11 protein-coding genes are annotated in these 9,742 nt (G+C 72.2%); 6 read left to right on the top strand and 5 right to left on the bottom strand.

Annotated elements, in window-relative coordinates; translation table 11 throughout:
• Positions 1 to 25: 25 nt before the first annotated feature.
• The 3 genes from VIW71_RS08915 to VIW71_RS08905 all read right to left on the bottom strand — a co-directional run bounded on the left by VIW71_RS08915 (position 26) and on the right by VIW71_RS08905 (position 2,920).
• Positions 26 to 1,084, bottom strand: coding sequence for a methyltransferase (locus tag VIW71_RS08915; RefSeq protein WP_331621503.1), 1,059 nt, complete (start codon positions 1,082 to 1,084; stop codon positions 26 to 28).
• 138 nt (positions 1,085 to 1,222) lie between these two features.
• Positions 1,223 to 2,323 carry a right-handed parallel beta-helix repeat-containing protein gene (locus VIW71_RS08910; RefSeq protein ID WP_331621499.1) on the bottom strand — a complete coding sequence of 367 codons (1,101 nt, stop codon included), beginning with the start codon at positions 2,321 to 2,323 and terminating at the stop codon, positions 1,223 to 1,225.
• A 411-nt stretch (positions 2,324 to 2,734) separates the two neighbouring features.
• A complete protein-coding gene (locus VIW71_RS08905; RefSeq protein ID WP_331621498.1) occupies positions 2,735 to 2,920 on the bottom strand; it encodes a hypothetical protein in 186 nt (61 codons plus the stop codon).
• Between the two features lie 556 nt (positions 2,921 to 3,476).
• On the opposite strand from VIW71_RS08905, the gene VIW71_RS08900 reads away from it, so the two are divergent.
• From VIW71_RS08900 to VIW71_RS08880, 5 genes are all read left to right on the top strand, one after another.
• Positions 3,477 to 4,523: a PP2C family protein-serine/threonine phosphatase gene (locus VIW71_RS08900; RefSeq protein ID WP_331621502.1), complete on the top strand. Its 1,047-nt coding sequence runs from the start codon at positions 3,477 to 3,479 to the stop codon at positions 4,521 to 4,523.
• A gap of 77 nt (positions 4,524 to 4,600) precedes the next feature.
• Positions 4,601 to 4,831 carry a hypothetical protein gene (locus VIW71_RS08895; protein ID WP_331621497.1) on the top strand — a complete coding sequence of 77 codons (231 nt, stop codon included), beginning with the start codon at positions 4,601 to 4,603 and terminating at the stop codon, positions 4,829 to 4,831.
• 410 nt (positions 4,832 to 5,241) lie between these two features.
• Entirely contained in the window at positions 5,242 to 5,616 is a 375-nt protein-coding gene (locus tag VIW71_RS08890) for a TetR family transcriptional regulator (RefSeq protein WP_331621496.1), read from the top strand.
• Positions 5,617 to 5,696: 80 nt separating this feature from the next.
• On the top strand, positions 5,697 to 6,494 hold the full coding sequence (locus VIW71_RS08885) for a DUF2993 domain-containing protein (protein WP_331621495.1): 798 nt from the start codon (positions 5,697 to 5,699) through the stop codon (positions 6,492 to 6,494).
• A gap of 109 nt (positions 6,495 to 6,603) precedes the next feature.
• Complete coding sequence (locus tag VIW71_RS08880) at positions 6,604 to 7,419, top strand: SAM-dependent methyltransferase (protein WP_414720702.1); 816 nt, start codon at positions 6,604 to 6,606, stop codon at positions 7,417 to 7,419.
• Positions 7,420 to 7,572: 153 nt separating this feature from the next.
• On the opposite strand, the gene VIW71_RS08875 is transcribed toward VIW71_RS08880, so the two are convergent.
• Both VIW71_RS08875 and VIW71_RS08870 read right to left on the bottom strand, forming a co-directional pair.
• On the bottom strand, positions 7,573 to 8,484 hold the full coding sequence (locus VIW71_RS08875) for a helix-turn-helix domain-containing protein (protein ID WP_331621493.1): 912 nt from the start codon (positions 8,482 to 8,484) through the stop codon (positions 7,573 to 7,575).
• A gap of 98 nt (positions 8,485 to 8,582) precedes the next feature.
• A complete protein-coding gene (locus VIW71_RS08870) occupies positions 8,583 to 8,819 on the bottom strand; it encodes a DUF397 domain-containing protein (protein WP_331621500.1) in 237 nt (78 codons plus the stop codon).
• Positions 8,820 to 9,051: 232 nt separating this feature from the next.
• Between VIW71_RS08870 and VIW71_RS08865 the strand changes: the two genes are divergently transcribed.
• The gene (locus VIW71_RS08865) at positions 9,052 to 9,597 is read left to right on the top strand and encodes an ATP-binding protein (RefSeq protein WP_331621492.1); all 546 of its coding nucleotides are present in this window, start codon (positions 9,052 to 9,054) and stop codon (positions 9,595 to 9,597) included.
• Positions 9,598 to 9,742 lie beyond the last annotated feature (145 nt).

Here is a 9,742-nt window from a genome sequence, read left to right as displayed (position 1 = left end):
TGCCGTCTTCTGTCTTCCCGGTGTGCTACCCGGGCACCTTGGCGTGGAAGGCGTGCAGGTACGGGTTGACCGCCGCGATCTCACCGACCGTCAGACCTGCCTCGGTCATCCGGGCCACCATGCTGTCGCGGGTGTGCTTCTGCCCGCCGACGTTCAGCAGCAGGAGCAGGTCCATGGCGGTGGTGAACCGCATCGACAGGCTGTCGTCGACGAGATTCTCGATGACCAGCACCCTGGCCCCCGGCCGCGCGGCGGCCACCACGTTGCCGAGGGTCTTCCGGGTGCTCTCGTCGTCCCATTCGAGGATGTTCTTGATGATGTAGAGGTCCACGTCGACGGGGATCTCCCCTCGGCAGTCGCCGGGCACCAGCCGGGCCCGGCCCGCCAGCGCGCCACCGTCCCGCAACCGCGGATCGGCGTTCGCGACGACCTTCGGCAGGTCGAGCAGCGTGCCGCTGAGATCGGGGTGCTTCTCCAGCAGCGCGGCCAGGACGTGGCCCTGACCGCCGCCGATGTCCGCCACCGACGAGACGCCGGTGAGGTCGAGGTGGTCGGCGATGTCCCGCGCGGACTGCGTGCTGGAACGGGTCATCGCCTTGTCGAACACCGCGGCCGACTCGGGCGCGTCGTCGTGCAGGTAGTCGAAGAAGCCCTTGCCGTGCAGGCCGGTGAAGACCTCCTTGCCGGTCCGTACCGCTTCGTCCAGCCGCGGCCAGACCTCCCACGTCCACGGCTCGGTGCACCACAGGGCGATGTGCCGCAGGCTGTCGGGGGCGTCGTTGCGCAGCAGCCGGGACATCTCGGTGTGGACGTACCGGCCGTCGCCCGCGTCGGCGAAGATGCCGTAGCAGGTGAGTGCGCGCAGCAGGCGGTTCAGCGGTCGCGGCTCGGCTTTCACCGCCGCGGCCAGTTCCTCCACGGTGGCCGGTGCGTCGCCCAGTGCGTCGGCGACGCCGATGCGGGCCGCGGCACGTACCGCGGCGGCGCGGGCGGCACCGAACACGATCTCCCGCAGCTCCATGCCCGGGTGGGGTGCCGACTGGGCCGGCGGCCCCGCGGCGGGCCGCGGGGCCGTCTTGGTCATGGTCATGGGCGGCCTTTCTCAGTTCTCGGCTCTCAGGTGTGGGATGTCGAAATCTCTGGTCTTGGGTGGTGTCATGACGCGTCCCACCTCGGGGCACGAGGTGGGAGCGTCGCGATATGGCGGATTGCGGACGGCGGGTCAGCAGCGACCGGCCGGCTCCGAGACCTGGCAGGTGTTGCCGGTGAACGTGTTGCCCGAGCCGGCGGTGTCGCGCTCGGCCAGGTCGGCGGGACCGTTGCCGGACAGGGTGTTGCCCGTCACCTGGTTGTGCAGGTTGGCGACGCCGACGGTGCTCGGGAAGAGCACGACTCCGCCGGACATCGGCGAGGTGCCGACGTTGTCCCTGATCAGGTTGTCGGTGACCCGGGTGTCCTCCGCGCCGGTGAGCAGCACGCCGGTGCCCTGGATGAAGGGCAGCCGGCCGTTGGAGGCGCAGTACGCGTTGTTCGCGATGATCTCGTTCTGCCGGATGTCCAGGTCGCCGGCGTGCGGGGTGTTCTCGTCGCCGACGACGAAGACGCCGCCGCAGTTGCCGGTGATCGTGTTGTTCTCGACCTCCAGCGCCCTGACCCGCCGTGCGGTGACGCCGATCCGGTTGCCCGTCAGCGTGTTGTCCGAGATGACGGTGCCCATGGTGTCGAGGGCGCCGCCCTCGGCGTCGACCAGGTTCGCCACGAAGATGCCCGACTGGCCGTTGTGCACCGCCTGGTTGGCGCTGAGCACGGCGCGGGTGGACATCTCCTGGCTGATGCCCTGCTCACCGTTGTCCTTGACGAGCACGTGCCGTACGACCATCCGGTCGGTGCCGGAGGCGTCGATGCCGTTCTGGCGGAAGCCCTCGACGGTCAGGGACTCGATCCGCACCTGCGAGACGGGGTGGTCGGCCGTCCCGGTGACGCAGATGCCGTGTCCGGCGGTGGCGCACGCGGCGGCCGAGTCGGCGGCCTTCGTGGCCGACGCGGTGGCCGAGGTGGCCGCCGGCTCGATCGTCACCTGCCCGGCGCCGGCGCCCCGCAGCGTCAGCTTCCTGTCGATCTGCACGCTCTCGCGGTACGTGCCCGGCATCACGAAAACGGTGTCCCCGGCGGCGGATGCGTCCACCGCCGCCTGGATGGACTGACCTTCATGCACCACGCGCACGCTCCGCTCGGCGTGCGCGGCGGGCGCCGTCGCGAACCCGGCGCCCAGCGCCGCGACCGTCATGACTCCCGCGAGATACTTTCCCTGTCGTACGGGCATCGCCCATACCTGCCTTCCCTTGACCCGGCGGAGCGGTACCCGCTCTTCGACCGGTCGATCCGAACTTTTCCTGGCGGTACCGGCCAACAGCCCCGTCGGTGGAGCGGCCATGCCCGCGCGACTCGAAGCTATGGGCGCCCGTAGCCCCCCGCCATTTCTTGTCGGTCATCCGGGGGGGCCGCCACTCGGATGCGCGGCACGGCGGGTTCTGGACCCCTTGTGGCTGGGGACGTCTGAGGGAGGGTCGGGAGACGGCTCGCGGCAGATCCCGGGGGCATGGCTCCGGGCGGACGGTCCGGTACGCCGCACCTGCTGACCGTGCCGAGCCGGGCGAGCGGGCTCTCGACCGGCTCGGCGTCGAGCTCCTCGGCGGGGCCCCTGCCACCTGTATGCGCGGGTCCAGTCCTCCCGTCAGGTCCACTGCTCCGCCGTGACCGGGACGAGGAACGGCCCGACGAGGACGAGCCGCGACCCGAGTTCGTCGCGCGGGCGGCCCGGCACGTGGCCAGGGTCCCTCTCGTACGACGCCCGCGGGCAGGCCTCGTCCGGGAGGCGCCGGGGGAAGAGCGCGCGGGCGCGGGCCACGACGCGTCGCACGCGTCCGGCGTCAACGACCCGCAGAAGTCCGGGATGTGAACCCGGGGTGAGATCGCCGGATCCGAGCGGCAGCCCGGCGGCGGCCACCGCCCCGGCCCATGGCGCCCCGGGCCCGGTCCGGGTGAACCGGAGCCGGCCGGGCCGGCGGGGCGGCCCCGGACGTGGCGGACCGGCCCGGGGCGTCGGCCGACCGGGTGCCCCGTGGCGGCGGCGGACCGCGCGCCGCCGCCCCGGAGCACCCGGCCGGTCCACCGGCCGCGGACTGTATGCAGGCGCGGTGACGGTGCGTAAGGTGTCGTCCACCGAGTGGTCGCGCGGGCGCACACCCGGAGCCTGGGACCGGAGACTCCGGGGGGAAGGGGAGGTCACCGTGCCGCGACGAGTCCGGATCGGCCGCCGCCCTTCCGCGGGCGCGGGGTCGCGTGCGCGTTCGCGTACCGGCGCGGGCACCGGATCCGGCTCCGGTTCGGACCCGGGTGCGGGCCCGCCCCCGCCGGGTACCGCTCCGGGCCCCCGCCCGGTGCCGCTGCCGCTGACCGTGCTCCCGTATGCCGTGATGGCCCTGGTCGCCGCCGTGGACGGGGTGGCCGGGGCGAGCGTCGGCCTGCTGCCGCTGGTCGCCCTCGGCCCGGCGTTCGCGGGACTGGTGGGGACGTGGTTACGGACGGCCGTGATCGGCGTGCTGGCCGTCGCGGTGGTCGGCGCGCTGGGCGCGGTGGACGGACTCTTCGCGGAACGGCGGGGGTTCGCCGCGGTGGGCGCCGTGATCGGGGTGACCGTGGCCGGTGCGATCGCCGCGCTGACCCGGCAGCGGCGGGAGGCGGAACTGGCCAGCGTGCGGTCGATCGCCGAGGTCGCCCAGCGGGTCCTGCTGCGGCCGGTCCCCCGCAGCGCCGGGCATCTGCGCGCCGCCGTCTCGTACACCTCGGCGGTGGCCGAGGCGCGGATCGGCGGTGATCTGTACGAGGTGGTCGCCTCGCCCGCCGGGGTGCGGGTGATCATCGGTGACGTGCAGGGCAAGGGGCTCGAGGCGGTGGAGACGGCCGCGGTGGTGCTCGGCGCGTTCCGGGAGGCGGCGTACGACGAGAAGACCCTGGAGGGCGTCGGCGAGCGGGTGCAGCGCGCGGCCGACCGTACCGTCAGCGGCGAGAAGTTCGTCACCGCGCTGATGGCCGAGCTCAGCGCGGGGCACGGGGCGACGCTGCTCAGTTACGGGCATCCGCCGCCGATGATCGTCCGTCCCGACGGGCAGGTCGTCTTCCCGGAGCCGCCGTGGTACTCGCTGCCTCTGGGCCTGGGGTTCGGCCCGGAGCACTCCGCGGTGCCGGTGCCGTACCCCGTGACCTTCCAGCCGGGCGACCAACTGCTCCTCTACACCGATGGGGTGACCGAGGCCCGGGACGCCGCCGGCACGTTCTACCCGCTGGGCGAGCGCGCCCATCTCCTGGCGGACGCCGACCCGCAGCGCGCCCTGGAAACGCTGCGTGCCGACCTGATCCGGCATACGCGGGGGCCGCTGCACGACGACGCGGCGATGCTGCTGCTCCGCTACCGCGAGCCCGGTACGGACCCCGATGGCGGCCCGGTCCTCGGCCGCAGGTGAGCCCCGCGTCCGTCCCCGCTCGAACGACCACACCTCTCGCATCGCACACCTGTTCGAACATATGCCAGAATCCCTGCATGCCCCACGCCTTCCCCGACGACCTCGTCCAGGCCCAGCGCGACTGGTACGCCACCTACCGCGAACTGGCCGCGACCGGCACCGCGGGCACGCACACCACCGTGCTGCGCCGCCGCCTCGTACGCCTCTCCGTCCGCATCACCGCCCACCCCTACTGGACCACCCTCCCGGGCTCCGTCCCGGCCGCACGCATGGAACTCAAGGAGATGACCTGGACCGACGTGGGCTGACCGGGGACCGCCCGGGCGCCCCTCACCTGTGGTCTCGCGGCAGAACGGCCCGGGTCCAACGCGGCACCGAGGCCGACGAGTTCGCCGGCGAGGTCGTTCGCCGGGGCGCGGGCAGGTCGGCGCCACGGTCGCACCGGCTGCCGGGCAGGGTGATCTGGTCGCTGCAGGTCGGGCCGACGACGTGGCGGCCGGCCGGCGCGGCCACCAGCGGGACCAGCCAGAAGGCGACCACCCGTCCCGCGTGGCGACCGCAGATGGCGCCGAGCCGGGCTGCCGCCCGGCCCGGGTTTCGGTGCGGGGAGGAAGAACACGACGCGCCTCCGGGAGGACGCCGGGACCGGCGCGACCCTACGCACGAAGTGTCAGAGCCGACAAAGCGACAGGGCTGACACGTTGCATAGGCTGTCGGCATGAGAGCTCATCCGGCCGAACCCGGGCTCCGCGCGCGGAAGAAGGAGCAGACCCGCCACGACCTGCGGGAGAGCGCGGCACGGCTGTTCGCCGCGAACGGCTTCGCGGCCACCACCGTCGCGGGCATCACCGCTGCCGCGAACGTCTCCGAGCGCACCTTCTTCCGATACCTCGACGGCAAGGAAGCCCTGCTTCTGCCGGACAGCGACGAGCTGTTCGCCGTCGTGGCGAAGCGGTTGGCCGCGCGCCCGGCCGACGAGGATCCGCTGACCGCGGTCGGCCGGGCACTGCTGGCCGCCGCGGAGCCGCACTCCATGAACCTGCTGCCCACGGCTCTGGGCATCCTGTCCCGGATGGGAAAACCCGCCTCGTGAAGCTCCGCGCTGCGCCGTCCCGCGTCCTCACCTCCATGAAGCCCTTCCTCACAAGGACGCGCCGCGCAAAGGCCGTCCCTGTGCAGACCCGTCTCGCCACGGCCGACCCCGCCGCGTCCGCCCCCGCGCCCGCCGGTCGGCCCAGGCCCCGCCGTACCCGCCGCCGCCTGCTGATCACCGTCGGCGTCTCGGCAACAGCCGTCGTTCTCGCGGGAGTCGGCGACCTGCTGCTGGAACACACCGCCCGGCAGCGGATCGCGGACGCCGCGAGTTGCCGGCTGCGGCCCGCCGGGGAGGTCTCCGCCCGGCTCTCGGGCACCCTCGCCGGGCTGCGGCTGCTCACCGGGAAAGTGGGCACCATCCACATCAGCGCCCGCGACGTACAGCGCGACGGCACCCGCCTGACTGTCTCTGCCGATCTGCACGATGTCACCATCAGGGGCGCCACCAGCGGCGGTTCGGCCACCGCCACCATCCCGTACGGCGAACTCCGCAAGCGGCTGGGCAGTGCGGCCGGCGGTCTCGCGCCGGGCTCCGACGGAGCCGGCGGTCTGGTGCTCAGCGGCCGGCTGGGCGGGATTCCACTGCCCGTCACCGTACGCACCCGGCTCTCCGCGACCGCCGACTCGGTCACCGTCACGCCGGCCGATGTCACCGTTCTCGGCCAGGTCTTCCCGGTGGACCGGCTGGCCGCTGTCCCGGCCACGGCCGGCCTCGCCGAACGGCTCGCACCCCGTACCGTGACGCTGCCCACGCTGCCGGGGGGCGTCCGGCTGACCGCCGCCAGGGCCGGCGGGAGCGGGCTGGTGCTGGCCCTCGCCCTGCCTCGCAGCCACGGGGGTTCGAACCTCAACGGCTGTGCGCACAAGGCTCCTTGACGGTTCCCTCGACCCCGAGATCGGCGCTCCCTAGGATGAGAGGCGTTCCGCGACCCGGTTGTTCAGACACCGCCGGATCACGCACCGCCGACACAGCACGAGGGACTCGATGGACAACACCGACGTATCCATGACCGGCAGGATCGACGTGACGGTGCCGAGCGTGGCCCGCATGTACGACTTCCTGCTGGGCGGGAAGGACAATTACCCGGCCGACCGCGCGGCCACCGAGGAGTTACTGCAGCAGGTGCCGAGCACCAAGGTCCTCGCGGTGAACAACCGCCAGTTCCTGCGCCGCGTGGTGCGCAGGCTCGCCGAGGACTACGGCATCAAGCAGTTCGTCGACCACGGGTCCGGGCTGCCCACGAGGGACAACGTCCACGAGGTCGCACAGCGCGTGCACTCCGACGCCCGCGTGGTCTACATCGACAGCGACCCGATTGTGCTGGCGCACGGCCGCGCGCTGCTGGAGCAGAACCACAACACCGCGGTCATCCAGGCGGACATGCGGGACGTCGAGGGTGTCTGGAGCCACCCCGAGGTCGAGCGGCTGATCAACCTCGACGAGCCGGTCGCGGCCCTGTTCGTCTCGGTGCTGCACTGCATCAAGAACAGCGACGACCCGGCCGGCCTGGTCCGCCGGGTGGCCGCGAAACTGCCGCCCGGCAGCTTCATGGTGGTGTGCCAACTGGTCAGCGAGGACGCGGAGACCCGGCGGTTCGTCACCGAGTTCATGGATCAGAGCACCCACGGGAACTGGGGCGAGGTCCGGCGGGAGCGCGACGTCCACGCCTTCCTCGAGGGCATGGAGGTGCTGGAGCCGGGTCTGGTGGAGGTCTCCACCTGGCGCCCGGACAACGACCTGGACCCGAAGCAGCCCAGCCAGGAGTGGATCGAGTTCGGCGGCGTCGCCCGCCTGGTCTGATCGTGGTCTCCGGGGCCCCGGCGCGGGGCCCCGCCCAGGTCTGCGCCCGCCCGTCGGCCCACGGCAGACCGGCCTCCATGTGACGGACCGGCCTCCTCGCACCTGATGGACGCGTCCTCGTACCGGACGGACCGGCGCCTCCCCGTACCCGGCCTACTCGTACCGGAGGAGCGCCTTCTCCAGCATCGCCCGGCTCGCCGCCGGGGTGGCCGCCAGCGCGCTCAACTCGTCCAGCGCCGCACGGTACTTGTCCAGGTCCTCCAGCCGGTCCAGATAGACCGCACTGGTCAGATGCTCCAGGTACACCACATCGGGCAGGAAGCCCTGCGCGAAGCGGAGATAGGTGATCGCGGCGCCCGGGGTGGCCGCGGCGCTGGCCTCGTACGAGGCGATCTGCAGCCGCACTCCCGGCTGCCGCAGCACGTCGAGCAGGTGCAGCAGCTGCTCGCGCATCACCTGCGGGCCGCCGACCGGGCGGTGCAGCACGCCCTCGTCGATCAGGGCCCACAGTACGGGTGCGCCGGGCTCGGACATGCGGCGCTGCCGTTCCATGCGTAACTCGACCCGCCGCGTCACCTCGGCCGACGGGGCGAGCCGGTGGCCACTGTGCACCACGGCTTGTGCGTAGGCGGGTGTCTGGAGCAGGCCCGGCACGAACTGCGTCTCGTAGGTGCGGATCACGTGCGCGTCGCGCTCCAGGCCGATGAGCTGCTGCAGCCAGTCGGGGACGACGTCGCCGTACGGGTGCCACCACTCGGGCTGCGCGGAGCGCCGGGCGAGGGCGGCGATCTCCGCACGTTCCTGGTCGTCGACGCCGTACAGGGTCAGCAGGTCCTCGACGTCGCGGAGCTTGAGCGAGACGTGGGCGGTCTCCATCCGGCTGATCTTGGAGGCGTGCGCCCTGATGTGGTGGCCCGCTGCGGCCGGGGTGATGCCGTGGCTCTCGCGCAGCGCGCGCAGGTAGGTGCCGAGCACGCGGGCCATGGCCTTGGCGCCCATGTCCGGTCGCCGCTCGACGAGTTGTACGGGCGAAACGAGCTGTGACACAGGCGATGCGGCGGACATGCGGGCTCCCCAGGAGATACCGGACAGACCAGTATTGCACTGGAGAGCCCGCGACGACCGCGCCACGAGAGATGATTATCGGCCGACTTCAGTCGGTTTCACTCGGTGAAGGTGTCGAAATCGCCGTCCCTGGCACCCGCCACGAAGGCGGTGATCTCCGCCCGGGTGTAGACGAGCGCGGGGCCTTCGGGGTGGCGGGAGTTGCGCACCGCGACGCTGCCGTCGGGCAGTGCGGCCACCTCCACACAGTTGCCGCTCTGGTTGCTGCGGCCGCTCCTGACCCATTCGGCACCGGCTATCGAACCGGCCGGCATCCCGTTGTGGAACCGCTGCATTCGCATCACTCCTTCATGAGCTGCCACCCCGTGCGACTGTTTCCGCATCACAGGGCACGACGGATAACACCTACCCGCGCAGCACTTGCGAATGCACTTTCCGTTGCAATTGCATCAGCAGCCGCGCACCAGCGATACTGTCAGTGCCTCAGTGGTCTCGATGCGTGCACGGCACGGCGTCGCCTGGCCCGCATCCCGGCTTCTTCTGGCTTCACTTGGAGGAGTGAACCGCATGATCGCCCAGTCGTCCGGCCTCGAGAGCGACACTCCCCCCTTACGCATACCGCCCGTGGCCGAAAACGGTGTCAGCGCACTGGACTCCCTCCTGCGCTGGGAGCGCTACGCCTGGGGCGTGCCCGCAGGCTTGGACGGGGACGGGTTCGCCGCGCTCCGCTTCGACGCCACGCCTCACAGCGTCAGCCGCACCCGCCGCTTTCTGCGCAGCACCCTGACGGGCTGGCAGCTCCACCACCTGGTGGACGACGCCACGACCATCGCGGCGGAGCTGGTGGCCAACGCGGTGACGCACGCGCTGTGTTCTCCCGCCCTGCCGCCGAACCCCACCGCGTGGCTGGCCCTGGTACGGATGGAGCGCGCGGTGGTGTGCGCGGTCGCCGACCCGAGCCCCGAACTGCCCGCGATTCCCGAGCCCGAGCCGTTCGCCGAGTCCGGCCGCGGGCTGCGCATCGTGGCCGAACTCAGCGATTCCTGGGGCCACTCGCCCGCCGAACCCGTCGGCAAGACCGTCTGGGCCCGGCTGACGAGCACCGCGGGGTGACGGAGGGCTGACGCCCGAGCTCCTGGAGTGGGCGGCCGAGGAACGAGGCCACCCGCACAAGGAGCGAGCAGGAAGACCGACCGAAAACGCCACAGGGCTGACGCCCGAGCTCCTGGAGTGGGCGGCCGAGGAACGAGGCCACCCG

Source organism: Streptomyces sp. (assembly GCF_036524955.1).
GTDB lineage: Bacteria > Actinomycetota > Actinomycetes > Streptomycetales > Streptomycetaceae > Actinacidiphila.
The sequence above is the reverse complement of the archived record's forward strand: the minus strand, read 5'-3'. Positions and strand labels throughout refer to the sequence as shown.

Bases quoted from the DNA above. Each gene is read 5' to 3' on its own strand.
- VIW71_RS08915 (WP_331621503.1), bottom strand. From the start codon at position 1,084: ATGACCAAGACGGCCCCGCGGCCCGCCGCGGGGCCGCCGGCCCAGTCG.
- VIW71_RS08910 (WP_331621499.1), bottom strand. From the start codon at position 2,323: ATGCCCGTACGACAGGGAAAGTATCTCGCGGGAGTCATGACGGTCGCG.
- VIW71_RS08900 (WP_331621502.1), top strand. From the start codon at position 3,477: ATGGCCCTGGTCGCCGCCGTGGACGGGGTGGCCGGGGCGAGCGTCGGC.
- VIW71_RS08895 (WP_331621497.1), top strand. From the start codon at position 4,601: ATGCCCCACGCCTTCCCCGACGACCTCGTCCAGGCCCAGCGCGACTGG.
- VIW71_RS08890 (WP_331621496.1), top strand. From the start codon at position 5,242: ATGAGAGCTCATCCGGCCGAACCCGGGCTCCGCGCGCGGAAGAAGGAG.
- VIW71_RS08880 (WP_414720702.1), top strand. From the start codon at position 6,604: ATGGACAACACCGACGTATCCATGACCGGCAGGATCGACGTGACGGTG.
- VIW71_RS08875 (WP_331621493.1), bottom strand. From the start codon at position 8,484: ATGTCCGCCGCATCGCCTGTGTCACAGCTCGTTTCGCCCGTACAACTC.
- VIW71_RS08870 (WP_331621500.1), bottom strand. From the start codon at position 8,819: ATGCAGCGGTTCCACAACGGGATGCCGGCCGGTTCGATAGCCGGTGCC.
- VIW71_RS08865 (WP_331621492.1), top strand. From the start codon at position 9,052: ATGATCGCCCAGTCGTCCGGCCTCGAGAGCGACACTCCCCCCTTACGC.